The sequence below is a fragment of the Rhodopseudomonas sp. RCAM05734 genome, from assembly GCF_052658035.1.
Genome location: NZ_CP199742.1, coordinates 3,185,413 through 3,211,020, shown reverse-complemented (window position 1 = coordinate 3,211,020; position 25,608 = coordinate 3,185,413). Strand labels below are relative to the sequence as shown.

The 25,608-nt window shown below is 61.0% G+C and carries 19 protein-coding genes; 8 read left to right on the top strand and 11 right to left on the bottom strand.

Annotated features, from left to right (window positions below; translation table 11 throughout):
* Both ACUXVA_RS15155 and ACUXVA_RS15150 read right to left on the bottom strand, forming a co-directional pair.
* Positions 1 to 867 carry a branched-chain amino acid ABC transporter permease gene (locus ACUXVA_RS15155; RefSeq protein ID WP_265079559.1) on the bottom strand — a complete coding sequence of 289 codons (867 nt, stop codon included), beginning with the start codon at positions 865 to 867 and terminating at the stop codon, positions 1 to 3.
* 242 nt (positions 868 to 1,109) lie between these two features.
* Positions 1,110 to 2,291: an ABC transporter substrate-binding protein gene (locus ACUXVA_RS15150; protein WP_265079560.1), complete on the bottom strand. Its 1,182-nt coding sequence runs from the start codon at positions 2,289 to 2,291 to the stop codon at positions 1,110 to 1,112.
* Positions 2,292 to 2,794: 503 nt separating this feature from the next.
* On the opposite strand from ACUXVA_RS15150, the gene ACUXVA_RS15145 reads away from it, so the two are divergent.
* From ACUXVA_RS15145 to ACUXVA_RS15135, 3 genes are all read left to right on the top strand, one after another.
* Positions 2,795 to 3,058, top strand: coding sequence for a hypothetical protein (locus ACUXVA_RS15145; protein WP_265079561.1), 264 nt, complete (start codon positions 2,795 to 2,797; stop codon positions 3,056 to 3,058).
* 280 nt (positions 3,059 to 3,338) lie between these two features.
* Positions 3,339 to 4,754: an MFS transporter gene (locus ACUXVA_RS15140; RefSeq protein WP_445493036.1), complete on the top strand. Its 1,416-nt coding sequence runs from the start codon at positions 3,339 to 3,341 to the stop codon at positions 4,752 to 4,754.
* 3 nt (positions 4,755 to 4,757) lie between these two features.
* The gene (locus tag ACUXVA_RS15135) at positions 4,758 to 5,429 is read left to right on the top strand and encodes an aspartate/glutamate racemase family protein (protein WP_445493299.1); all 672 of its coding nucleotides are present in this window, start codon (positions 4,758 to 4,760) and stop codon (positions 5,427 to 5,429) included.
* Positions 5,430 to 5,447: 18 nt separating this feature from the next.
* Here the strand turns inward: ACUXVA_RS15135 and purU are convergent, their stop codons facing one another.
* Entirely contained in the window at positions 5,448 to 6,311 is an 864-nt protein-coding gene (gene purU, locus ACUXVA_RS15130) for a formyltetrahydrofolate deformylase (RefSeq protein WP_445493034.1), read from the bottom strand.
* 152 nt (positions 6,312 to 6,463) lie between these two features.
* Between purU and ACUXVA_RS15125 the strand changes: the two genes are divergently transcribed.
* The 3 genes from ACUXVA_RS15125 to ACUXVA_RS15115 are packed head-to-tail and all read left to right on the top strand — an operon-like array spanning position 6,464 to position 7,761.
* The gene (locus ACUXVA_RS15125; RefSeq protein ID WP_445493032.1) at positions 6,464 to 7,318 is read left to right on the top strand and encodes a uroporphyrinogen-III synthase; all 855 of its coding nucleotides are present in this window, start codon (positions 6,464 to 6,466) and stop codon (positions 7,316 to 7,318) included.
* A 54-nt stretch (positions 7,319 to 7,372) separates the two neighbouring features.
* Positions 7,373 to 7,588: a CoA transferase gene (locus ACUXVA_RS15120; protein WP_445493030.1), complete on the top strand. Its 216-nt coding sequence runs from the start codon at positions 7,373 to 7,375 to the stop codon at positions 7,586 to 7,588.
* Positions 7,552 to 7,761 carry a hypothetical protein gene (locus ACUXVA_RS15115; protein ID WP_445493395.1) on the top strand — a complete coding sequence of 70 codons (210 nt, stop codon included), beginning with the start codon at positions 7,552 to 7,554 and terminating at the stop codon, positions 7,759 to 7,761. Before ACUXVA_RS15120 ends, ACUXVA_RS15115 begins: the two co-directional genes overlap by 37 nt.
* A gap of 680 nt (positions 7,762 to 8,441) precedes the next feature.
* Here ACUXVA_RS15115 and ACUXVA_RS15110 read toward each other — a convergent pair.
* The 4 genes from ACUXVA_RS15110 to ACUXVA_RS15095 form a co-directional block, all read right to left on the bottom strand.
* The gene (locus ACUXVA_RS15110; RefSeq protein WP_445493028.1) at positions 8,442 to 8,660 is read right to left on the bottom strand and encodes a hypothetical protein; all 219 of its coding nucleotides are present in this window, start codon (positions 8,658 to 8,660) and stop codon (positions 8,442 to 8,444) included.
* Positions 8,661 to 9,063: 403 nt separating this feature from the next.
* Entirely contained in the window at positions 9,064 to 9,735 is a 672-nt protein-coding gene (locus tag ACUXVA_RS15105) for a hypothetical protein (RefSeq protein ID WP_445493026.1), read from the bottom strand.
* 58 nt (positions 9,736 to 9,793) lie between these two features.
* Positions 9,794 to 10,360, bottom strand: a complete 567-nt coding sequence (locus tag ACUXVA_RS15100) for an acyltransferase (RefSeq protein WP_445493024.1) — start codon at positions 10,358 to 10,360, stop codon at positions 9,794 to 9,796.
* Positions 10,361 to 10,552: 192 nt separating this feature from the next.
* The gene (locus tag ACUXVA_RS15095; RefSeq protein WP_445493022.1) at positions 10,553 to 11,026 is read right to left on the bottom strand and encodes a hypothetical protein; all 474 of its coding nucleotides are present in this window, start codon (positions 11,024 to 11,026) and stop codon (positions 10,553 to 10,555) included.
* A gap of 464 nt (positions 11,027 to 11,490) precedes the next feature.
* Between ACUXVA_RS15095 and ACUXVA_RS15090 the strand changes: the two genes are divergently transcribed.
* A complete protein-coding gene (locus ACUXVA_RS15090) occupies positions 11,491 to 17,103 on the top strand; it encodes a DUF4082 domain-containing protein (protein ID WP_445493020.1) in 5,613 nt (1,870 codons plus the stop codon).
* Between the two features lie 103 nt (positions 17,104 to 17,206).
* Here ACUXVA_RS15090 and ACUXVA_RS15085 read toward each other — a convergent pair whose 3' ends face one another.
* Positions 17,207 to 17,833 carry a hypothetical protein gene (locus ACUXVA_RS15085; protein WP_445493018.1) on the bottom strand — a complete coding sequence of 209 codons (627 nt, stop codon included), beginning with the start codon at positions 17,831 to 17,833 and terminating at the stop codon, positions 17,207 to 17,209.
* Between the two features lie 223 nt (positions 17,834 to 18,056).
* Between ACUXVA_RS15085 and ACUXVA_RS15080 the strand changes: the two genes are divergently transcribed.
* Positions 18,057 to 18,947, top strand: coding sequence for a metallophosphoesterase family protein (locus ACUXVA_RS15080; RefSeq protein WP_445493016.1), 891 nt, complete (start codon positions 18,057 to 18,059; stop codon positions 18,945 to 18,947).
* A gap of 39 nt (positions 18,948 to 18,986) precedes the next feature.
* On the opposite strand, the gene ACUXVA_RS15075 is transcribed toward ACUXVA_RS15080, so the two are convergent.
* The 3 genes from ACUXVA_RS15075 to ACUXVA_RS15065 form a co-directional block, all read right to left on the bottom strand.
* Positions 18,987 to 20,300, bottom strand: a complete 1,314-nt coding sequence (locus ACUXVA_RS15075) for an HlyD family type I secretion periplasmic adaptor subunit (RefSeq protein ID WP_445493014.1) — start codon at positions 20,298 to 20,300, stop codon at positions 18,987 to 18,989.
* Positions 20,297 to 22,057, bottom strand: a complete 1,761-nt coding sequence (locus ACUXVA_RS15070) for a type I secretion system permease/ATPase (protein WP_445493298.1) — start codon at positions 22,055 to 22,057, stop codon at positions 20,297 to 20,299. Before ACUXVA_RS15070 ends, ACUXVA_RS15075 begins: the two co-directional genes overlap by 4 nt.
* A 297-nt stretch (positions 22,058 to 22,354) precedes the next feature.
* A complete protein-coding gene (locus tag ACUXVA_RS15065) occupies positions 22,355 to 25,465 on the bottom strand; it encodes an Ig-like domain-containing protein (RefSeq protein ID WP_445493012.1) in 3,111 nt (1,036 codons plus the stop codon).
* Positions 25,466 to 25,608: the final 143 nt, after the last annotated feature.

The window sequence follows — 25,608 nt, the reverse complement described above, 5'->3', positions numbered from 1 at the left end:
TCACCGCGCGTTGGCGCGGCCGAACAGGCCGTTCGGGCGCCAGATCAGGATCACGATCATCATGGTGTAGATCACGAAGGCCCCGAGTTTCGGCACGTAGTACTTGCCGGCGACGTCGCCGATGCCCAGCAGCAATGAGGCCAGGAACGGCCCGGTGATACTGGAGGAGCCGCCGACGGTGACCACGATCAGAAAGTAGATCATGAACTTCAGCGGGAAGTACGGATCGAGCCCAAGGATCTCCGCGCCGAGCGCGCCACCGAAGCCGGCCAGGCCGCAGCCGAACGCAAAGGTCAGCGCAAAGACCTGCGGCACGTTGATGCCGAGGCCGCTTGCGGCGCGGGGATCATCGACGGCAGCGCGCAGCCGGCTGCCGAACCGGGTCTTCGACAGGATCAGTTGCAGCGCCACCGTAAGCAGGCCGCAGATCACAATGATCATCAGCCGGTAGCGCCCGACGCCAAGGCCGAAAATGTCGATCTGGCCCTGCAGATAGTCCGGCAGGTGGATGAAGGTCTGCGACGACCCCATGAAATAATCGCAGGCGGTCACCGACATGAAGACGAGGCCGATGGTGAACAGCACTTGGTCGAGGTGGCTGCGGGCGTAGAGGTGGCGATACAGCGTGCGCTCCAACAGCGCACCGAGGGCGGCGCTGACCAGGAAGGCGATCGGCAATGCGGCGAAGAACGGCAGGCCGGAGCGGTTGACGAGAATAGCGCAGACATAGCCGCCGGCCATGGCGAAGGCGCCGTGGGCGAGGTTGACGAAATTCATCAGGCCCATGGTCACCGCCAGGCCGCAGGCCAGCACGAACAGCAACATGCCGTAGGCGACGCCGTCGAACAGGATGGTGAGAAGGGTCATGTCGCGCGGGAGCTTTCTTGCTTATCCCTCCCCCCGCGTCTTCGCGGTGGGGAGGGTGGCCGGGCGGAGCGTAGCGAAACCCGGTCGGGTGGGGGGGTGCAGCATGGAGATCGGCGTGTGGGGCGCCCACCCCGGCCTCCACTTCGGCGATGCTCTCGCATCGCCTCGTTCGGCCGACCCTCCCCACCCCGCGCAGCTTCGCTGCGCATGGGGAGGAAAACCATCAGCCGTCGCGCTTAATACTACTTCTTCGTCTTGCCGGGATCCTTGACGGCGTCGAAGGTTGCGAATTCGACGTTGTAGAGTTCGCCGTCGACCTTCTTCACTTCACGGATATAGACGTTCTGGACGATGTCACGGGTGTCCGGATCGATCGAGATCGGGCCGCGCGGGCTCTCCCAGGACATGCCCTTCATGGCCGCGATCAGCGCATCGCCGTCGACCTTGCCGCCGGTCTTCTTCAGCGCCTCATAGACCAGGTGGATGCCGTCCCAGCCGCCCACGGCCATGAAGCCCGGGCGGGTGCCGTAGGCCTTCTTGTAGTCTGCGACAAAAGACTTGTTCATCGCCGAGGGATGCGCTGCCGAGTAGATGTGCGCGGTGACGGTGCCCAGCACTGCGTCGCCCATGCCGTTGAGCAGGTCGTCGTCGGTGACGTCGCCGGGTCCGATCACCTTGATGCCGGACTTGTCGAGGCCGCGCTCGGCATACTGCTTCATGAAGTTGCCGCCCTGTCCGGCCGGCACGAACACGAACACCGCGTCGGGCTTGGAATCCTTCATGCGCTGCAGGAACGGCGCGAAGTCCGGATTGGCCAGCGGCACCTTGACCTCTTCGACCACCTGACCGCCGCCGGCGACGAAGTGCTCCTTGAAGAACTGCAGTGCGTCGTTGCCCGGCGCATAGTCGGAGGTCAGCGTGGCGACCTTCTTGATGCCGTTCTTGGCGGCCCAGTCGCCGATGATGGTGGACGACTGCGCCAGCGTGAAGGAGGTCCGCACGATATAGGGCGAGCGCTCGGTGATGATCGAGGTGCCGGCGGCCATGACGATTTCCGGCACCTTGGCCTGGGTCGCCAGCGGCGCTGCGGCCAGCGCGGCGGGGGTCACGCCGAAGCCGGCGATGACATTGACCTTGTCGTTGACGATCAGTTCCTGGGCGATGCGCTTGGTGTTGTCGGGCAACGCCGCGTCGTCCTTGAGGATAACCTCGATCTTCTTGCCGGCAACGGTGTCGCCGTTCTTCTGCATGTACAGCTTGATGGCGTTGTTGATCTGCTGGCCCGTGGAGGCCTGTCCTCCGGTCATCGGCACAATGAGACCGATCTTGACGGTCTCCTGGGCCTGCGCCGCGGTGACGGCGGACGCCGCCATCAGCGCCATGCCGGCGATCCCCTGCAACATCGTCCTGGTGCGATTAAACATCTGCCGCTCCTCCCCTGTCCATTTGGGTCGCCGAACCGCGTCGAGCCGGTTCTTGCTGCAACCCTGGCTGAAAATTCCTCGTCACGACGTGCACCGCACCTCATGCCGCCGCATGCGTCTCAGTTGCGCGTGTCCGCGTCAATCGCAACTTTGGACCCGATCTCTCCTGCCCGCCGCGGCCAACCGACGCCCCCGGCAACGACCGTTGCCCGGCCGCCTGGAAGGGCGGATCAATTTATCAGGTATTTCAATACCTTGACATGACCAACCGGTCCGGCCAAGGCCCGCATCTTGCAGGTAAGTGTTTCATCACCACTTGGGTTATAGATGACCTACCGCGTCTTCACAGGCACCTAGCGCAAGCCGGATATATGAAACAAATGATAGTTTTCGCACAATGCGGCGATGGCGTGCTTAGGTTGGAACGGCCGCCCCACAAATCGCCTGACAGCATGTCCGGATCTGGTAAAGTTGGCCCGGTGGTGCAGCAGCGATGGTTGTCCATGGCCCTGGTTCGTCGCGTCTCCATTTTGACCGCTGTCACGCTGATGGCTGCGAGCCTTGGGGGCTGCGGCTCGATCAGCTCTTTTGTTGCGGGCAGCATGGGCGACCTGATCCCGGCCTGGGCCGGTGGCCTGCCGGCCGATGCGCCGCCCCGTCCCGGCACCGAGAAATACGACGAGTGGCTCAGACAGCAACAGGCCGCGCAGGCTGCGCAGGACGCCGCCAATGGCGTCGCGCCATCGTCGGCGACGGCGATTCACTGAGCACGGCCTGAACGTATTCATCGCCCGCCCCGGGAGCTACGACCGAGGCAAGGCCAGTCCGTCCCCTGCGCAATTTCTGTGCGGCGGCGGCATTCTGCCTGAGCACTCCGATTCTTGAGCGGGGCTCAATTGGTCTTGCAACGTTGGGAGGGACGCCCGCCACGGGCGATGCTCAATCCTGCCCGCCAAACCAACGAGGCCGCTCGCACGGCACAGATCATGCAACTTGTTCCCGTTGAGCACGTCCTGCATGCTGCAGGACCTACGGGGGGAACTATGCATGGCGATGGGGCCACTTACGACGTCAGTTGGCGACACACCGAAGGTCCGCGAACTCGAGGGCGCGCTCAACGCCATCGGCACCACCGTCACGCATAAGAAGATCGTGTTCCTGATTTTGATCGGCTGCCTGTTCGACAGTTTCGAACAGAACACGGTCGGCATCACCGCGCCCATGCTGCGCGCGCAATGGGGGCTGACCGGCGCCGACATCGGATTTCTCAACACCATCACCTTCGGCGCAGCGGCCACCGGACGGCTGGCGTCGGGGATCATCTCCGACAAGTATGGCCGGCGGGTGATGCTCGGCATCAACCTGCTGCTGTTCACCATCGGCTCGCTGCTGTGCGCAGCCGCGCCATCCTTCGGGCTGCTCTGCGTCGGGCGCGCCATTGTCGGCTTCGGCCTGGGCGGTGAGATCTCCACCGCCGTCACCATCCTGGCTGAAATCTCGTCGGCGAAATTCCGCGGCACGGCCGTCGGCCTTGTCAATGTCGGCGCCGGTGGACTCGGCAACTTCCTGGCGCCGGCCTTCGGCCTGCTGATCTTCACGCTGTTTCCCGGCGACAACGGCTGGCGCTGGCTGTTCCTCAGCCTCGCGCTGCCGTCGTTGCTGATCGTGTTCTACCGGCGCTACATTCCGGAAACGCCGCGCTACCTGCTGTCGCAGAACCGGACCGCCGAAGCCAACAAGGTGCTGTCGATCCTGGCCTCCGGCCGGCTCAATCCGAAGAACCTCGTAGTCACACCGTATCTCAGCGAAGGCGGTGCCCCGCTCCCTGTCGCCGACATCGACTGGACCGGGATCTTCAAGGCGCCCTATGCGTCGCGCACGATTCCCGTGACCATCGCCATCCTGATGAGCTACGGCGCACAGCTCTCGGTGCTGACGCTGCTGCCGATGATGATGGTGGCACAGGGCTACACGCTGTCGGCCAGCCTGTTTTATACGATGGTGATCCAGTTCGGCAGTTTCCTCGGCACCGTGGCGGCGTCCGCCCTGGGCTACAAATTCCCGCGCAAACGCATCCTGACCATGGGCGCGATCTGCGCGTGCCTGGCCTCCCTGTGCTTCGGCTTCCTCGGCGCCAACATCTATCTGCTGCTGTTCTTCGGCGCGCTGTTCCAGTTCTTCGTGCTGGTGCTCAACACCACCATCTGGATCTATGCGCCGGAACTGTACCCGACCAGGTCGCGCGCCTTCGGCGTCGCCTTCATCCTGGCCAGCGGCACCGCGGCGGGCGCCATCATGCCGCTGATCTCCGGCCGCGTGCTGGACGGCTACGGCCTGCCCGGCGTATTCACGATGATCGCCGTGATGTACGGCATCTTCGCCGCCTGCATCCAGTTCGGTCCGGAAACCTATGGAAAGTCCATGGAAGACATCAACGTGGCGGCATTGCCGGAAACTACCTGAGCGATCATGCGACAAATCCTGCTGATCAATCCCAACAGCTCCGGCAAGACTACGGAGATGATGGTGCGCATCGCCGCCGCGGGCTTGCCCGACGATGTGCAGATCGTCGGCGCCACCGCGCAAAACAGCCCCGCAATGATCACCACAGCCGTGGAGCTCGCGGCTTCCGCCAATGAGGTGGTGGACATCGGCGTGCGCGAGGCTGCCGGGTTTGCCGGCATCATCGTTGGCGCCTATGGCGATCCGGGACTCAAGAGCTTGCAGGATCGCGTCATCATCCCGGTGGTCGGGATCTGCGAAGCTTCGATGCTGGAGGCGTCTGAAGCCGGCCGCCGCTTTGGCGTCGCCACCGTGACGCCGGACCTGGTGGATTCGATCGAGGACGCCGCGCGGCGCCTCAACCTCAGCCATCTCTTCAGCGGCGTCCGCCTCACGCCCGGCGATCCGGTTGAACTGGCCGCGGATCCCGAGCGGCTGCAGGCGGCGCTCGCCGATGCCGTCCGCGCCTGCCTCGAAAAGGACCGCGCCGAGGCGGTCATCATCGGCGGCGGGCCGCTCGGCCAGGCCGCTATGGCGCTGGCGCCGCTGTTCGACGCGCCGATTGTCGCGCCGATCCCGGCCGCGGTGCGGCGGCTGCTCGGAATGTTGACGACAGAGGCCGCGGGGCCTGCGTAGCCGCGGCCATCCGGCGTTTTAGTCCACGAACACCACGGTCTTGCTGCCGTTAAGGACGGTACGGTCCTCGAGGTGATAGCGGATGGCGCGGGCCAGCACGCGGCGCTCGATGTCGCGGCCCTTGCGCACCAAGTCCTCCGGCGTGTCGCGGTGGCTGATGCGCTCGACGTCCTGGTCGATGATCGGGCCTTCGTCGAGATCGCTGGTGACATAATGCGCGGTGGCGCCGATCAGCTTGACGCCGCGCGCATGGGCCTGGTGATAGGGCCGCGCGCCCTTGAAGCCGGGCAGGAACGAGTGATGAATGTTGATGCAGTGGCCGGACAGCCGCGCCGACATCTCGTCGGACAGGATCTGCATGTAGCGCGCCAGCACCACGAGGTCGGTCTTGGTCGCGTTGACCAGATCCCAGATCGCCTGCTCCTGCTGCTGCTTGGTCTCCCTGGTGACCGGCATGTAGTGGAACGGGATGTCGCCGAAATCGAGGTCCTTGTAGGTCTCGCGCGGATGGTTGGAGACGATCGCGGTGGGGATCATCTCCAGCTCGCCGGTGCGCCAGCGATACAGGATATCGACCAGGCAGTGGTCGGACTTCGACACCAGCAGCATCACCCGGCGCAGCGTCTTGCGGTCGCGCATCTTCCAGTCCATCGCGAAGCGCTCGGCGATGGTGCGGAAACCGTCTTTCAGCACCGGCAATTCCACCGGAACATCGGAGGCGGTGAACACCACGCGCATGAAGAACTGGCCAGTCTCGACGTCGTTGAACTGTGCGGCGTCGAGAATGTTCTGGCCGTTGTCGAACAGGAAGGTGGTGACAGCGGCGACGATGCCCGGGCGATCGGGGCAGGACAGCGTCAGGACGAACTGATGATGAGGCATGGGATGAGATTTCGGCCGGAGGAAAGGCGTTGACAGGGCCCTTCCCTATCACCCGGCCGGGCCTTGCGCCAATGCCGTCCCGCGCTGCAAGATGGCGCCCACCGCGATTGGTCCAAACGCTTGATTCCGCAGGCAAAGAACGGGTTCTCCTCATGGCTGGCAAGCTCGACGGCTACCGCATCCTGATCCTCGAGACCCGCGAGGAGGCGCAGTTTTCCCGGCTGCTCGCCGAACAGGGCGCCGACGTGCTGCAATGTCCGATGTTCACCATCCACGACGCCCCCGACCCCGCCCCGGTGGAAGCCTGGATCCGCCGCTGCATCGACCGTCCGTTCGATGACCTCGTCCTGATGACCGGCGAAGGGCTCCGCCGGCTGATGAAGGTAGTGCGGCGGCTGGGCCTCGAGGCGGAATTTGTCGCCGCGGTCGGCAAGTCCAGAAAATTCACCCGCGGCCCCAAGCCCGGACGGGCGTTGCGCGAAATCGGGCTGGAGCCCGACATCACCACGGAGAAGCCGACCTCGGAGGGCATCGCCGAAATGCTGTCCCGGCTCGACCTCAAGGGCCACCGTCTTGGCCTGCAGCTTTATCCCGAAAAGGACCATAGCGTACTGACCGACGCCATCAAGGCCTGGGGCGCCGAGGTCGATACGGTGTCGCCCTACGTCTATGACTCCAAGGCGGCGGAGGCCAACATAGTCGCCGCGATCGACGAGATGGCCGCGGGCCGCATCGATGCCATCGCGCTGACCAGTTCGGGTCAGGTGCGCCGGCTCGTCGAGGCGGCGACAGCGCATGGCCGCGACCAACAATTGCGCGCAGCGCTGGCCGGCACGCCGATTGCGTCGGTCGGACCGGTCGTGTCCGACGAGTTGAAATCCTTCGGCCTACACACCGGCATCTATCCGGCGAACGACGCCTTCTTCATGAAGCCGCTGATTGCAGCGATGTCGCTGGCGCTCGGCAAATCCGCACCGCGGAATGCCGTCCAGACCCGGATGACTTGACACCGCCACGCGCCTCGACTTGATGCGAGCAAGCAAGGACAAGATCGGGCGGAAATGAAACTGCATTATCGGACTTGCGCGTCGTGGAAATCGGATCCGGCGACAGCGAGCTACTGCGGAAAACCGTTCGCCGATTTCGGTGCCAAGGTCATCAGGATCGAACCGCCTGGCCGCGACGAGGCACGGCAATTCCCGCGGATGGTCGACGATGGCGACGGCCACCGCGAGAGCGCGTGCTCGCTTGGCTCAACACCAACACGCGCACTGTGACCGTCGACCTCGATCGCGCCGAAGACGTGGCCAAAGTCCTCGCGCTCCTGATGCAGAACGACCTGCTGCTCGATGCGCGACCACCGACGCAAACTCCGGCGTCCCTGCCGGATCGGGGGCGAGGTCGGGACGGTGCCAAGGGAGGTCGAAAGCTGGAATACCTGGGAGAATAACGATGCTAACACCGATATCCGCGACGATCACCACACCGGAGCACCGGGAGCTGACGTTCCCGCGGCTGTGGCTGCGGACCGTGGGACCGCGACAAACGAAATCGACTTAGAGTATTTGAGGTTGGAGGCACCCGAGTTCGGACAACGATCCGGAAATCGATGGTTCGCTGATTTTTGCATGACGCCGCGCGTGCCCCAACGCTCATCCCAACCGCGACATCAATGCCCTGCTGCCAAGGACAAAAGCAAGACCTCAGAGCCGTGGCCTGAAAACATCACTTACAACTTATCGGACAGGGCTGCCGGGAGCTCCGGACGTTCCGGAAGGGATTTGAAAGAGACACCTCGGTTCGGCGTCATTCGCGCCGGCAACGGGAACCACACCAAAACGGCGGGGAATCCGAGAATGTCAGGTAGTATCGACGATCGTAAGCATGCGGATCTTGCGGCCAGCGGCCAGCTGCACGGCCGGAGTACTCAGCGGCAAGCTGATTTTCACATTCTTGGTGCGCTATGACGTCAGGGCGATGCCAGTCTTGCTGTCTAGCGTCGTCCCGTCGCCGCAGGATGTTCCAACATGGATGTCCTGCTCGTGGCTGACAGCAAATAGATGCCTGGTGAATTGAAGCAGAATCGTGGCCTCAATTCTAAGTACGCCGTTCGCTCGCTGACTGATTACCTCACATATTAAGATTAAAAAATAGGGTTGAAGCCGAGCTACCTTTGACGGCTCCTGAAAATCCGTATTCGATATTTGGAGACGCGGCGGAAACACGGTCACCCAAATGATCTCCCGAGCCCAGGAATGCGATCAACGACTGAAGATCCTGATCGAGCACCGCGCGACGATCCGCCGCGAGCTCACGCAGCTCTGGGAAATGCGGCGCCTCGTGGAACAAGCGGAGGCACGATTTCTGATGCGACGTCGATCCGCTTCCGTTTCCTCGTCGTGGAGAAGGCGTAGCAGATAGGCCGCGGCAGACCAAAAAATGCCGGATAGGTAGCTGCATCTGCCAAGGCAGCTTTGATTTTTGGAGCTTTCCATTGCGCATTTTTACGACGCGAAGCTAAAGTATTGCAGTTCAATATCATGATACCGCACACCCAAACTCGATCAGGTCAAGCGCCTCAGTCCAACACGATACGCATATTCCCGCGACAAATGATGCGAACGGAATATATGGTACGTCGGTGTGCCGCAGATGCAGCGTAGGAAGATCGCGCTACCGATAAAGTAGTCGACCGACGGTCCTGATCATCGCGTCACCACTAACGGTTTAGTCAGGCAGCCAACGGCCGCGATCAGGACGGTGCGCCGTTGAGGGCAAGGCTCAGCGACTTCAGCTCTGCCGACCACGCTCCGCTCGCCATCACGAAGTCGCGCGCGTCCTCGTCCTCGGGCGACGATCCTCCCTGTCTGAACCCGCACACCCCGACGGTTATGTCGATGGCGGCGCGAGGCGCGCCCAGCCACAATGGCCTGAAGGTCGTTTGGAAGACTTCATAGGAAAGCTGGACGGAAATGTTGACGAAGGGCGCAGCGCCGCTGGCGTCGTTGCCGCCATGAAACTCGACCGCCGCCCGCGTCTTGTCGGCAGATACGACATACAGGAATACTCGCTGGGCGCGCCCGAGAAATACCTCGCCCTGGAATCCATACACATGCTGCCTTCCGAGTGAGATCTCTGCCGAGATAGCAAATCTGGTCGCCGATTTCTCCGCCAAACTCACAGGCCTCAGCGTCGGCATGTCGATATAACGGGTGTGACGGACGTAGATCTCGGCGCTGATCCTCTCGCCCCCGGCGAGCCAGACATTTTCGAACTCGGTGATGGTTCGCACCACCAAATCGTTGCTCGTTCCGCGCAGATACAGCATAGCGCCGTCAAGCTCCAGGTTCCCCCAATGGTGGTGATCACCCGAGAGCAACAGCCTGCTTCCATCGATGCGACAGCCCGAAACTTCCTCGAACATTACGGCTTACCTTAGGAAAAAATACGCATACTGAAATAAAACCAATGATTGCAATTCGTCAATCGACCGGCCCCCTGATGCGAGCCGGTGTACCAAACGCTTTCAGTCCGTCGCCAATGTCACGGTTCACGAACGAGTTTGCGCCGACAACGGTTCGGTCGCCGATCGTGATACCCATCTGAACCACGACGTTCGGCCCGAGATAGACCCCGTCTCCGATCCTCGTCGGCGCATATCCGATCGGCTCGACACCCATCGACAGCGATCGTTGAACGGTATGATGTGTATAGATCTGGACGCCCGCCGATATTGAGCAGTGATCGCCGATGCGGAGGCCGCCGCCCGAGCCGTCGAGAATGCATCCAGGCCCTATCCAGGTATGACAGCCGACCTCCACCCGGCCGAGAACAAGGACGTTGTCGTACATCGTAGTCCCCTCGCCGAAGCCATAGGCCGCGGCGTTCTCCGCGCGTTCGCTCAACAGATCGCCAATGGACACCCGGCGGTTGAACTGCTGCTTCTTGCGGATTGACAGCACCCGCAGATAGCGCCGCACACGTATCAACCACTCATCGGCCTCTTTCTCTTCAGCAATTTCGCGACGATTGTTAAAGTCGGCGTTCATCCGAACAGCTCCTCCGCACGCGCCGGGCAACCGGCTCACGGCCAGCATTAAATCGGCCCGCCGCTAGGGCGGCGCTCCACGAAACTCAGACCGGACCGCATTTCACCGCGGGCAGCCCCGGCCGAACTCGTCCGCACTTGTATAGCCATCGTCGTTAGTCTGGAGGCCGCTCGCAAGCCGGGCGCTCGCCATTCAATACGAAGACCGGGAGGGACGTCCCAGCGCATCCGAGATATGGGCCAGGGTGTCCTGATCCTCCGATGGCTGGCCCCCAGGGGATCGCCGCGCGGATGCGTCGGGTTGTTCAACTGATGTGCTGACGCTCTCCAACGCGCGGTCCGCGCGCCGGATGGCATCGACCATCTGCGGCTTCGGATGCGTCTGAGCCACGATCAATCCCTTGAAATAAATCAGTCGCAGGTCGGACTGCTTGGCACCCCGCATGATTTCCGCCCGCAAGATCACATCGAGAGCGACCGGATAGAACTCGACGATATCCCGCGTCAGAGTTCGCTGCGGCTTTGGCGGCGACGTCCCGTAATGCAAAATCCACATCACCGCGATCTGGGCAACGCTCAGATCCAGTTGATCGTTCGGGCCGCCGAGCGACGGCTCGGGCACTCGCCCGGCGACGGGCTGACGGCCGCTCTCCGGCAAGGCAACCACGCCCCCAACATGGTTGGGCCCCGGCTCTTGGCGTGGTTGGTGATCTTGTCGCATCTCAATCGTTCTCGAAAAATCAGCTTCGGCCGATCGGCAGCCACCTGCTCCCAATCCTTTCCACCTACGCTGCAGCGTTCTTGCCGACGGTGGTTCAGCGACGCAGCGCCGCATCCCGCCCAAAAATGCCCACGTTGGCCCGGAAGCCGGCACCGTCGTTACATCAAGTCATTTAATTTTAAATATGTCAATAAATGAAAACTTCGCGTTTATCGCCACTTCGACCACTCGGCGTGCACGAGATCCCCGAAAATAGGCCTTAGCGCAGCGATTGTACCGTACTGCACAAAACTCCACAGACAGACCGAAAATGTGGACTTCTTTTAATTTGTCGCGTGACATATTTAATATTTCTAATAATGTTAGATTTATAAAAAATTAACTTAGCCTCTCGACGCGAGGAGATGAAGATGGCGGTTTCCGTTGACGCAAGCTCCGCGAGCACAAGCGTCGATACGTGGATGACGCAGTGGCAGCAGGACTCCCTGCAGACGCCTTGCGGTTCATGTACCGGACGGGCTTGCACAGTGTGCTCGATCCGGGTCGGCGGATCGACAAAGGCCGACGGCACGCCTTCCGGGTATGCGCCCAAGATCCTCGAATACTACAACACAGCGAGCAGCGTGCCTGCTGATATCGCGCCCCTCGTCGTCGACCTGACGGCCATGACTCTGCAGGGGCGCTCGACCGATGCATCGACACAAAGCGGACCCGCTACGCCACCCCCGGAGCCGTCCTTTGCTGCTGATAGCGGCGCCCCCACGCTGGCCGCGCCGGCGGCGGTCCAGACGGCCGTGCAGACCGCAGCACTAAATTCCATCGTCCTCGAAAACATGAAGCCCGGCACGCCAGAGAGCGTTTGGCTCATCGACCAAGCCGACTCAAGCATCGAGGGATTTGCCGCCCAATTCACGATCGACCACGGCCAGCGGGTAGATTTCAAGATTAACACGGACGCCACCAACTATCGAGTCGATATCTACAGGCTAGGCTACTATAGCGGCGACGGCGCTCGCCTCATGACCAGCTTCACAAGCAACCTCACGACGGCCCAGGTTCAGCCTGTGCCTTTGTTCGACCCGGCCACGAAGCTCGTCGATGCCGGGAACTGGTCCGTGTCGGCCTCTTGGGACATCCCCGCCGATGCCGTGTCCGGCGTCTATTTTGCCGAGCTCACTCGTCTAGATACTGGCGGACAGAACATCATCCCGTTCATCGTCAGAGACGATGAGGTCGCCAGCGACATCACATTCCAGACCTCCGATACGACCTGGCAAGCATATAATTGGTGGGGCGGCTACAATCTCTACGGCGGCATCGATGCAGCCGGCCATGCGGGCCGCGCGAGCGCGGTAAGCTACAACCGGCCAATCATCACGCGCGACGGCGGCTATTCGGCCGGGCCGCAGGACTTTATCTTCGGCGCTGAATATCCGGCCATCCGCTGGCTCGAGCAGAACGGATACGACATCAATTACATTTCCGGCATCGACACCGCGCGCGATGGCGCGCAACTGCTCAACAGCAAAGTGTTTCTGTCTGTCGGGCACGACGAATACTGGTCAGCCGACCAGCGCGCCAATGTCGAAGCCGCCCGCGATTCCGGCGTCAACCTCGCGTTTCTGAGCGGCAATGAAGTCTATTGGGAGTTCCGGTGGGAAAACAGCATCGATGGCTCCGGGACGCCCTACAAGACGCTCGTCTCCTACAAGGAGACGTGGTCCAACGACGACACCGATCCCGGCTACACTACCGGCACCTGGCGCGATCCGCAATACGGCGCCGGTATGCCTGAGAATGCCCTGACGGGAACTATCTTCACGGTGGACTCCTATCGTCTCGACACCATCCAAATCCCCTACGATCTGTCGCAATTTCGCTTCTGGAACAACACGGCGGTAGGTAATATCCAGTCCGGGCAGACCTATTCGCTTGTGCCGAACCTTCTCGGTTACGAGTGGGATTCGGACGTCGACAACGGCTTCCGCCCCGCCGGCCTCATCGCGCTGTCGTCAACCACTGTCGACGTCAACACGTTGCTGCTGGACAACGGCAACACGACCGGACCCGGAACGGCCACCCACAGCCTCACCCTGTATCGCGATCCCACCAGCGGCGCGCTGGTCTTTGGTGCCGGCACCGTTTACTGGACGTGGGGTCTGGATTCGCATCACGACAACGAGGCGACGCCGGCCGATCCGAACGTCCAGCAGGCAATGGTCAATCTCTTTGCCGACATGGGCATTCAGCCGCAAACGCTGATGGCAAGTCTCGCCATCGCCTCGCAGACGACGGACCACTCCGCTCCGACGTCGACCATCACGTCGCCTCTTGCGAGCGGGTCATACACCGCGGCCCAGCCGATTACGATCACCGGTACCGCCGTTGACAACGGCGGTGGCATCCTTGCGGTCGTCGAAGTCTCGACGGATAGCGGCGTGTCGTGGCACCGCGCCACCGGCATCGAAAACTGGACCTACAGTTGGACCCCGCTCGCCGGCGGTACTTACAACATCCTGTCTCGCGCCGTCGACGACAGCGTGAATATGGAACACTACGGTGCTGGAACGACGATAACCGTCGCCGCAGCCCCGACAACCTCGCTTTTCGCTCCCTCTGACGTGCCGGCCATCCTGACCGACAGCGACGTCGGCTTCGTCAATCTCGGCGTTCGCTTCACGTCATCTCAGGCGGGCACCATCGTCGGGCTTAAATATTACAAGAGCGTCGGCGATGGTGGCACTCATACCGGCTCGCTCTGGAGCAGCTCAGGCCTACTGCTTGCCACCGCCACTTTCACCCAAGAAACCGCGAGCGGTTGGCAGACCGTGACATTTGCGAATCCGGTATCGATTGCCGCCGGAACGACCTATACCGCGAGCTACCACAGCAACGGCCACTATGCTGACTCGCTTGACTATTTCACGTCGGCGCACACGAATGGCCCGCTGACGGCGGCCGCGGGCAACGGCTATTACACCTATAGTGAGGACACCCTCTACCCGACACAGGCATCCGGCGGTGCCAATTACTGGATCGACGTCGTCTTCAGCCCCATCAACACCGTCAATCAGGCGCCTATCGGCACGAATGACAATGGCTTTACCGTCACGCGCGACACTGCGACGACTTTCTCCGCCGCGCAGCTCCTTGCGAACGATACCGATCCGAATGGCGATATCCTGACGATCACCGGCGTCGGCTCGGCCTCGGGCGGAACGGTCAGTTTCGACAGCCAGACCAACATCATCACCTTCACGCCTAACGCCGGCTATACCGGTTCGGCCATGTTCGGCTATGCCATTTCCGACGGTCGGGGCGGCACAGGCTCGGCGATCGTCAACATGTCCGTCGCTGCGCCGTCGAACAACGCCACGCTGTTCAGCGCATCCGACACGCCGGCGACGCTCGGCGATACCGACACGTCCCAGGTCAATCTCGGCGTCCGGGTTATGTCGTCGTCATCGGGCTTCATCACCGGGATCAAGTATTATAAAGGCGTCAACGACACCGGCACTCATACAGGCTCCCTCTGGAGCATCAACGGCACCCTGCTCGCCACCGCGACATTCACGAACGAAACCGCGAGCGGCTGGCAGACGGTGACGTTTTCCAGTCCCGTGGAGATCACGGCGCAGACGACCTATGTCGCTAGCTTCCACAGCAATGGTCACTATGTGTCCACCAGTAACTACTTCACGTCCGATCATGTCAGCGGCGTGTTGACGGCAACCGGCGGCGCGAACGGTGTCTATGCCTATGGCAACGACAATCTGTTCCCCACCAGCACCTATGGCTCGACGAATTACTGGGTCGACGTCATCCTGAATTCGGGGTCGACTACAACGACGAACCATACACCTGTTGCGACGAACGACAGCGGCTTCACCACGCCGCAGGGCACGCAGCTTACCATCGCTGCCGTCAACCTGCTCGCTAATGATACCGACGCCGATGGCGACACCCTGACGATCACTGGCGCGGGCCTCGGCGTCAACGGCACGGCAGCCTGGATCTCGAACACGAATTCGGTCACGTTCACGCCGACACCAGGCTATGCTGGCCCCGCCTCCTTCACCTATGCCGTCTCGGATGGTCAAGGCGGCGTGGCGAACGGCACCGTGAATCTTACTGTCACCGCTTCGTCCAACAATCCCCCGGTTGCAACCAACGACAACGGCTTCAGCACGGTCCGGGACACAGTCGTGAGCATCGCCGCTTCCGCGTTGCTTGCGAACGACACCGACCTCGATGGCGACACGGTGACCATTGCCAGCGTCAGCGGTGGCGTTCATGGCACTGCAAGCTTTGATGCGCAGACCAACACCGTGACCTTCGCGCCCACAGCAGGATATACCGGTCTTGCGTCATTCATCTACACCATTTCCGACGGAAATGGCGGCATCGCAAGCGGTACGGTCAGCCTCAACATCACGGCGCCTCCGAACCATGCCCCGGTGGCAAACACTGACAACGGTTTCGCTACCGTTCAGGACGGTGCCCTCAACATCCAGGCAGCCAGCCTCCTGGCCAATGACACCGATGCGGATGGTGATGCGCTGACGATTACCGGCATCGTGTCCGGGAGCGGGACGAATGGTATCGCGACCTTCAATGCCCTAACTAACTCGATCACCTTTGTTCCGACCGCGGGATATGTTGGCCTCGCAAGCTTCAGCTACAGCGTGTCCGACGGAAATGGCGGCTCGGCGACCGCGAGTGTGAGCTTGAACGTCATTCCGCCCGCAACCGGCGTGAGCCTGTTCTCCAGTTCGGATACGCCCGCAAACCTGTCCGATCCGGATCCGGTTCAGGTCAATCTGGGCATGCAATTCGTGACGTCACAGTCCGGCACCATCACGGGAATTCGATACTACAAGGGTGCTGGCGATACCGGAACGCATACCGGTTCGCTATGGACGAGCACTGGCACGCTGCTGGCGACCGCCACCTTCACCAACGAAACGTCCAGTGGCTGGCAGACAGTCACATTCAGCAGTCCAGTCACGGTGACGGCTGGCACCACCTATTTGGCCAGCTATCACAGCAACGGGCATTACGCATCGACCAGCGGTTACTTCGCCGCTGCGCATACCACCGGTCCTCTGACAGCGCCGGCTTCCGGAAATGGCCTCTACTCCTATGGCAACGGTAACCTGTTTCCGACCTCCACTTACGGCGCAACGAATTACTGGGTCGACGTCCTGTTCAGCGCCGCGAGCGGTGGCGCCAACCAGTCGCCCATCGCGATCAATGACGGCGGATTTACGATTGCAAAGAATGCGACTCTCTCCATCAATGCTTCCGCATTGCTTGCGAACGATAGCGATCCGAACAATGACAGCCTCGCGATTACGGGCATCAGCGACGTGGTGAACGGCTCGGCGGCTTTCGATGCGCAGACCCACATCATCACTTTCGTTCCCACCACGGGATATGTGGGAGCGGCCGGCTTCAGCTATACGATCTCGGACGGCCAGGGCGGCACCGCTGGCGCTGGCGTGACGTTGAACGTCACCGATCCGTCGACCACCGTGAGCCTATTCAGCGCCAACTCGGCACCCAGCATAGTCTCCGTCAACGATCCTAACCCGGTCGAGCTCGGACTGAAATTCCAGGCATCGACGAACGGGGACATCACCGGCATCCGCTTCTACAAAAGCGAGCTCAATACCGGCACTCACATGGCCGATCTTTGGACCGCCACCGGCACGCTGCTCGCCACAGCGACATTTACCAACGAAACCGCGAGCGGCTGGCAACAGGTGGATTTCGCAACGCCAGTGTCGATTGCGCCGGGCTCCACATACATCGCGTCGTATCATACGTCCGGCAATTACTCTGCTGATCCGGGACTTTTCGCCAACTCGGTCGCTAATGGACCCCTTACCGCTCCTTCGACGTCGTTAATCGGCGGCAACGGCGTATATGCATACGGGACCAATTCGCTCTTCCCGTCCAACACCTACAATTCCACGAGTTACGGTGTGGACGTGCTGTTCCGGCCCCAATTGGCGGCCTAAAGCGATCCAGTTGGGAGATGTCGGCTGCAGATGTCGGAGGTCTGCGAACTAAGCGGCGATCTCAGGCGCGATCGGATACAGCAAGGTCGCGGCAGGCGAAATGCTAGGGCGCCGGCGCAAGCGCCAGCGCGATTTTGTCGAGCACTTTTTCATCCTCGCGATCCTGATTCAGTGCAGGTCGGAACGACGCTGGGGCCGGATCTGGAGGGGCGAATGCGCGCGCGTCGATCTCTATGGACGATGCCAAACCGCTTCCCGCGTCGGCATCATCGCCGTGAGAGGCTAGTTGAACCGCATGACGGTGCAGGCTGCCGAGTACCAGGGCAAGCTCGTGGATGCGCTGCGTCGTCTCGCCATCGCGCCCGTTCAGATACGCATGGGATTGGACTTCCGCAGCCCGATCACTCAAGGGATGGCGATCGTCCATCCCCGCCATGGATATCGCTTCCGGGGCTGGAGCCGGCGCTGGCCGCTGCTGCAAACGGCTCGCGCTAGAGGGGGCTGGCTGGCTTGCACGAAAGACCTTGCCCGCCTCTAGTTCAACCAGGCGCGACGCCAGTTCATCGGACAGCCGCTCCAGCCGGCCGAGCATTGCAAGTGCGGTCAGCGCATCGGACTGCTGCACGCGCCGCGCAAAATTGGCAAGAAACGCGCGGCCCCGCGCTGTTTCCTTCACGGCGGCTTCGATCGCAAGGAACCCCTGATGCTGCGCGTCAGATGCTGTCGACATTGTCATACCAGTACCAAGTGACCAAGTTGCGACGCACCGAGTATGGCCATTAACCCTTAACCGAAATTTAAACGGCGCATTCGCACCAAGGACGCCACTTATTCAGGCTCATCATTTAAATTCTTGAGCTCGGCTTATTTGATATTATATTGACATATGATCCGTTAGATTTGATTTGTTGCCGATATCGGGCTGAACGCCCCCATGCCGACAGGAACCGACCGTGTGGAAACGTTCCCGCGAAACGAAAATTTCGAGGAAAGCAAGCCTGCCGGACGGTATTCGCGTCTACGCGATCGGCGACATCCACGGGCGCACCGACCTTCTCACACTTCAACTCGCGCAGATCGAAGCCGATGCTTCGCTTTATCTGTGCGCTCGTTCGATCATCGTCTTCCTCGGTGACTATATCGACCGCGGACCGGACTCCCGGGGGACAATCGATCTGCTACTGGCCTGTGCGCGGTTGCGAGAAGTCGTGTTCCTGAAGGGTAATCACGAGACCTTCATCCGGCGCTTCCTCGACGTGCCTGAGTCTTTGAGCGACTGGCGATCTCTGGGCGGTCTCGAGACGCTGGTATCATACGGGCTGAGACCTTCCCTTAGTCAGCGCAGTGGCGACCATAAGCGACTGTCGCAGGAACTGCTGGCTGCATTACCACCGCAGCATCTCTCTTTCTTCGATTCGCTGCCCCTGTCCTTCACCTGTGGCGATTTCTTTTTCGTCCATGCGGGAATTCGTCCGGAAATCGCATTGCGCAAGCAGACCGAGGACGACCTGCTTTGGATTCGCGAAGACTTCCTGCATCACGGCTCGCCGTTCGAGAAATTCGTCGTCCATGGACATACGCCGGTCAACGAACCCGACGTCCGGTCAAATCGGGTGAACATCGATACCGGAGCCTTCGCCACGGGACGCTTGAGCTGCGTCATGATCGAAGGGCCGGATATCGTGCCGCTAGTCGATATCCGCGACTGGACTGCAGGCAGCAGAACGCGAGTCAAGGACGTGCAAGCAAAGCATGACGACGGTATCGCAGCGATGCCTTGGAGGCACCGTAGCCCGCAGGCTCCGCAAGGAGCCATGCGCCAGGGAACGATGCGTCACCTCTAGCTACGGCTGCGGTCGGGGGCCGGAGGCGCCGCCCCAGCATCATCGTTCCTTGAGCGCGCGCTCGGCCTGCTCCTTGAGCGGTTTGATCAGATAGGCGAACGCAGTCCGGCCGGGCGTCTGGATGAAGACGTCGACCGGCATGCCCGGCACCAGCTTGGCCTCTCCCAACCGTGCGACCTGATCGGGTTTGAGCGAGACGCGCGCAGTATAGTAGCTCGTGCCGGTGCGCTGATCCTGAGTGAGATCCGCCGAAACCAGGACGACATCGCCTTCGATCTCCGGCGTGGTCCTCTGATTGAGGGCGGCAAAACGCAGGAACGCCGATTGCCCGATATAGAGCTGGTCGATATCGCGCGGCGTAATCTTCACCTCGACCGCCAGCGTGTCGTTGTCGGGCACTATGAGCATGATCTGCTCGCCGGGCGAGATGACGCCACCTACCGTATGGACCGTCAACTGGTGAACACGTCCGTTCTGAGGCGCCCTAATGTCGATGCGATTCGGCTGATCCACTGCGGCGGTCCTCCGCTCGGAGAGCTCCGAGATCTTGGAGCGTGTCTCGATCAGGTCCTTGCCGACTTCGGTGCGGAGATCCTGATCGATCTGAATGGTCTGGAGTCCGATCTCCGAGATCTTGCCCTTCGCCTGCGCGATCATTCCGGACAACTGGCTGCGTTCGCCTTCAATGCGTGCGGTATCTCGCTCGAGTGCGGTCAAGCGTGTAATCGGCACCAGACTTTTCTGCCAGAGCGTGCGAACGCCCTCAAGCTCCTGATAGACGAAGTTCACTTCCCTCTGCTTGGCCTCGAGCTGACCCGTATAACCTGAAATTTCGTTCTGGAGCTGGGAGCTGCGTTCCTTGAGCTGGGCCTTCTGTCCGCTACGCGCCAGCCGCCGCAGATCGAACAGGCTCCGCTCGGCAGCGATCGCGCGCGCTGCCTCAGATGCCGGATCCTTTGCGCGTTCGACGAGCACACCCGGGAAAATGATCTGGTCTGCGCCATCGCGCTCCGCTTCCAGACGGGCCTGCCGCGCCTGCAATTCATCGAAGTTCTTGATGATGATAGTCGCATTGGCAAGAGTCTGGGTCTCGTCGAGGCGCACTAGGATATCGCCGGCCTTGACCCGGCCGCCTTCCTTTACACGCAATTCGCTGACGATGCCGCCCGTCGGATGTTGGACCTTCTTCACGCTCGAATCGACGACGATCACGCCCTGCGCGACGACCGCACCCGACAGCTCGGTGGTAGAGGCCCATCCGCCGATCCCGAAGGTGACCAGGACGACCAAGATCGCGCCGCCGATGATGTAACGCTGGATCGAATGCAGCGCCGGAGTACCCGCATTAGTCATCCGCGATCTCCCACCACCTTCAACGGAGGTGCCCCCCGAAGTACCTTCGTCAGCACGTCATCCTTGCTGCCAAAGGACTGCACTTTGCCCGCTGCAATCACCAGAACGTGGTCGACGCCATCCAGCGCCTTCGGCCGATGCGCAATCACCACGACGATGCCGTTGCGACGACGCACGTTCAGGATGGCCTCGGTCAATGCGGCTTCGCCATCGGCGTCCAGATTGGACGTCGGCTCATCTAGAACGACGAGGAACGGGTCGCCGTAGAACGCGCGCGCGAGCCCGATGCGCTGTCGCTGGCCAGCCGAGAGCGCCATACCGTTCTCCCCGATCTTCGTGCCATAGCCCTCAGGGAATGAAAGGATCAGCTCATGCGCGCCTGCGGCGCGCGCTGCGGCGAGGACGGCCTTGGGATTGGCATTGGGATCGAAGCGCGCGATATTGACGGCGATACTGCCGTCGAACAGCTCCACATCCTGCGGCAGATAACCGATATGCTTGCCCAGCGCTTCCGAGGACCACTGCCCCAGGGCGGCATTGTCCAAGGTGATCTTGCCCCGCATCTGCGGCCACACGCCGACGAGCGCTCGTGCCAGTGACGACTTGCCGGATCCGCTCGGGCCGATGATGCCGAGGCCCTCGCCCCTTTTCAGGCTGAAAGAGACGTCGTGGAGCAGGGCCCGATCAGACGCCGGCGCGTTGACATAGACGTGTTCCATTGCAATCGCCTCGACGGGGGCCGGCAACGCCAGCGGCTCCTCCTCCTTCGGCAACAGCGTCAGAAGCTGTTCGAGCCGCTGTCCCGATTGCCGCGCGCTCACAAATCCCTTCCAATTGGCGATCGCTAATTCGACGGGCGCCAAAGCTCGCGATGTCAGGATCGAGCCGGCGATGATGATGCCTGCCGTCGATTCTTGATTAATGACGAGATACGCTCCGACCGCCAGAACGGCGGACTGCAAGATCGCCCTAAACGCCTTCGACGTACCGCCCAGCCCACTGGCGACGTCGCTCGCAGCTTCGTTGGCCGCAAGATATCTCTGATTAGCCTCACGCCAGCGTGCAGCAGCCAGCCGGCGCATACCCATGGCGTGAAGGGCCTCGGCATTGCGCCGCCCCTCGGTCGCCAGCGAGTTGCGCACGACGGCGAACCGCGCCGAGGCCTTGGCGGGCTCCTGGGAGCGAATTTCGGTCAGTATCGTGATGGCGACAAGAACCAGAGCGCCGACCGATGCGGTCACGCCGATCCAGAAATGGAATAGGAAACAGATCCCGAGATAAACCGGCATCCATGGCATGTCGAACAGCGCAGATGGACCGCCGCTCGCCAGGAAGCTCCGCACCTGATCGAGATCACGGACAGGCTGCAGGCCATCGCCATCCCCCCGCGTCTTCAGCGGGAGACGAATAACGGCATCGAATATGCGGCCGCTGAGCATCTCGTCGAGGTGGCGCCCCATGCGCGCGCTGATGCGGGCGCGAATGAGATCAAGCCCGCTCTGGAAAAGATAGAGCAGGATCGCGAGCGCGAGCAGGGCGATCAGCGTCGGCACGCTCCGGCTGGGCAGGACACGATCATAGACCTGCAGCATGAAAAACGAGCCTGTCAGCATCAAGATATTGCTGACGCCGCTGAATATCGTCAGGGCCCAGAAAATCTGGCGGCACGAGCTCAGAAAGCCCGCGAGCTCCGACCTTGGCACGGCATAGTCGTCCCCCGGCCGGGCTTTGCCCGAGAATATTTTCAGCCGGGCCATTTCGATCACATTCAGGAATGTCTTGCGCTTCGAAGACGGCTTGGGGATTGCCCCATTCGAAGGCATCGGCGACTTCCGATCGGCTGGCTGCTTCGCTTTCGCGTTGTTACCCGCGCCGAAAAATCGCGAGAACTCTGCAAAGCGAGGAGCCTTTCTAAATCGTGCCCGCTCCGGCGGGGGCATCTCCCCCCGCCTTCCAAAGGTGGTCATCATGGTCCCCCTCACGATAGATCGATCCAGAGCCCCTCAGATCGAAGCGTCAGCTAGTCTATCGGGCAAAACGAGCGCCCAAGATAATCAAGCGAAGTGGAAGTCCGACCTATCCAGCGCCCCTAGCTGCGTGTTCTTCAGCGTAAGCGTGTCGTGGCCCGACGTGATAACGACATCCTGGGCGCTTTGCGTAGCATGAGACAAAATATCGGCGAAGTTGTCGAACATGCTCTTGCTGAATTGCACGACGTCATGCGCCGAACCGCTCGCCTGGAAATCCTTGATAGTATCGTTCCCAAAATTCGGCGTGAAAACGAATGTATCGGGATGTCCGTTGCCGGTGAAAATATCGTCGCCCGACGTCCCCTTGAGCGTATTTGCGCCGTAAGTTCCGACAATTGCACTTCCCGAAGTTGAAACCACATGTCCGGAATTATCAAGCTCCTTGGCCGAGAACGTGTGCACGTAGCTCGGTGACACCGCACCGGTACCGAAACACCAATTACCGTCCGCATGCGCCTTCACCGTGCCTATTTCCTTGGACGCGTCGAAGATCTTGATCTGACTGTAGGCATCGGCCGTTCCCTTGATAACAAAAGAGTTATTCGACCCTTGATACACTTTGGTCAAGTCGATCCCTTCCGAGGATGCCGGAGGATCGATCACGGAGATCGCTTTCGTCGCCGATGCCGCGCTTGCATTGCCAGCGAGATCCGAGGCGATCGCCGCATATTTGTGATCGCCGTCCGACAAATGCCCCGTATCGAAGCTCCAAGTGCCGTCGCTCTTGGTATTCGCTGAACCGACCAGCTTGCCTGCATCGTAGAGCTTGACGAGGCTGTTCGCCTCGGCCGTGCCCTTCAGCAGGAAGTCGTCCACCGTCGTCGAACCGCTGAGCGCCTTGCCGTCCGACGAGAAGACTCCCAGCGTCGGCGCGTTAGGCGCATGAGTATCGATCGTGACTTTGGTCACCGACGATGCCGCGCCGGTCTGGCCTGCGCTATCGGTTGCCTTGGCGGTCAGGTTATGCGAGCCGTCGCTCACTGCGGCAGTCGTGAAGCTCCACGCGCCGCTGCCGTCGGACATGACCGTACCGAGCTTCTGCACGCCGTCGTAGATCGTGACCTTGACGTTGCCAGCCGCGGTGCCATCCAGCTTCAGAGTATTGTCGCTGGTGATGCCATCGCCCGCTTTGCCAGTATCATTCGAAAAGGACGCGATCTTGGGCGCCGCTGGCGGAGTTGGGGTCGGCGCGCTGACGCTGACCTTCACTGCGGCAGACGTCGCCCCGGCATTGCCGGCGACGTCGGTCGCCTTTGCCGTCAGCGTATGCTGGCCGGCGGAAAGGCTATCGGTGGAAAAACTCCAGACGCCATCCGTGCCGGCCGTAACGTTACCGATCTTAGTAGCGCCCTCATAGATGGCGACCGAGCTCTTGGCTTCCGCCGTGCCTTTCAGGTTCACGGTCGTCCCGCTGGCAATGGACGTTGATTGCGCGCTGGCCGCAGTCGCCGCGCTCACCGATCCGACTGCGGCGATCGTCGGAGCGCCTGGAGCCTTGGTATCGATTGTAATCGCGACGGCCGAAGACGCGGCACTGGTCTGTCCCGAGCTGTTCGTCGCCGTCGCGGTCAATGTATGCTTCGCATCGGTCAAGACCGACGTGATATAGCTCCAGGATCCACTGGAATCTGCCTTTACACTGCCCATCTGGGTGGAACCGTCGGAGATTTTCACCGTGCTGTTAGCTGCGGCGGTCCCGGTCAGCGTGATCGTATTGTCGTTGGTGATGCCATCTCCCTTCGTACCGCTATCGTTGGAGAAGGAGGTGACCGTCGGAGCGTCCGGCTTCGGTGTCGTCGGGGTCGAAATGGTCACGGGGACAGCCGCCGAGGCGTTTCCGGTATTGCCGGCCGCATCCATCGCCCTGGCAATGAAACTGTGGCTGCCCGTGGCAAGATTCCCCGTGGTGAAGGTCCAAGCACCGTTGCTGCCCACCGTCGCAGTGCCGATCTGCGTGGCGCCGTCGAACACCTTCACAGTGCTGTTGGCTTCCGCATTGCCGGTGAGCACTGCCACATGGGAGGAGGCGAGCGCCGCGGCCGAAGTGGACACGGCCATCGTCGGCGCGACCGGAGCGGCTGTATCTATCACCACAGTACGCGCAACCGATGAGGCGCTCGTTCCTGCGGAAGTCGTCGCGGTTGCCGAGAATTTATGGCTCCCGTCGGTCAATGCGGAACTGCTGAACGTCCAATTCCCGCTGGCGTCAGCAGTGGAGGTGCCGATTTGCTTGGTGCTGTCGAGTATCTTGATCGTGCTGTTTGGAACCGCCGTGCCGTTCAGAGTGACGGTATTGTCGTTGGTGATCCCGTCACCCTGCACTCCGCTGTCATTCGAGAACGACGAAATGACCGGCGTACCCGGTGTTTGGCCTGTCGAGGCCGGTGGCTGGCCGTCCATTGTCAACCCGGCGACGATTGTCGCACCGTCACTCACGTTTCCGCTCATCTTTGGCTGATTGCCAAGTTGGGTAACGAGATTTAGATCACCCCAATAGCCATTGCCTACATGATTGTTGCTATACGTGACATTGGTTACGGCACCGCCCTGATTGAGCATTTCGTTGATATAAACTGTGTAGCCGCCGCCAATCAGGAGGTTATTATCGATAAGGACGTTGTTGATCGCCCCCCAATAATTGTCCAACATGATCGCTGAGGTCTGGCCTTCCTCGTTGATCACGGTGTTGTGCTGGATAACGAGGTTCGAAAAGCCACCATCAGCCTGAATACCATCGAAATGAGAATCCGGCGTGCCTCGCATATTGTGGATGAAGTTGTCCTGGATGACCGTGTTATCGCCGCGAACGTCAATGCCATCCGCACAATCATGGATATTGTTAGCGACAAATGTCCCCTGGCCGCCAATTCCCTGCCCGCCGGATCCAAGACCGTCAATGTCGCAGTTCTTGATAACTGCGCCGGTGACACCTTCCTTGATCAGCACGACATCAAAGGCGTTAGAAGCGATCTTACAATTCAGAAGGGTGACGTTCGCGGCGTTGATGATCACCTGACCCTTGATATCCAGGTTCTGGATCACAGCACCCGGCGTGTTGATGATGAGGTCCCCAGACGGCGTCAGCGTCACACCCGCCGGAACGCCGGTATTCGTTGCATCAGGAAATAAAGCCAAGACAATTCTCCATATGTCTGCACTTGGTAAAAGAGGGACTACATTCCCTTTTCGTATTTATTTACCCGGGTCCCTCCGGGCATACGATGAATGTGCAACCAGTCCCTACGCGGCTCGATCGGATAGCTTGGTCGAAGTGACCG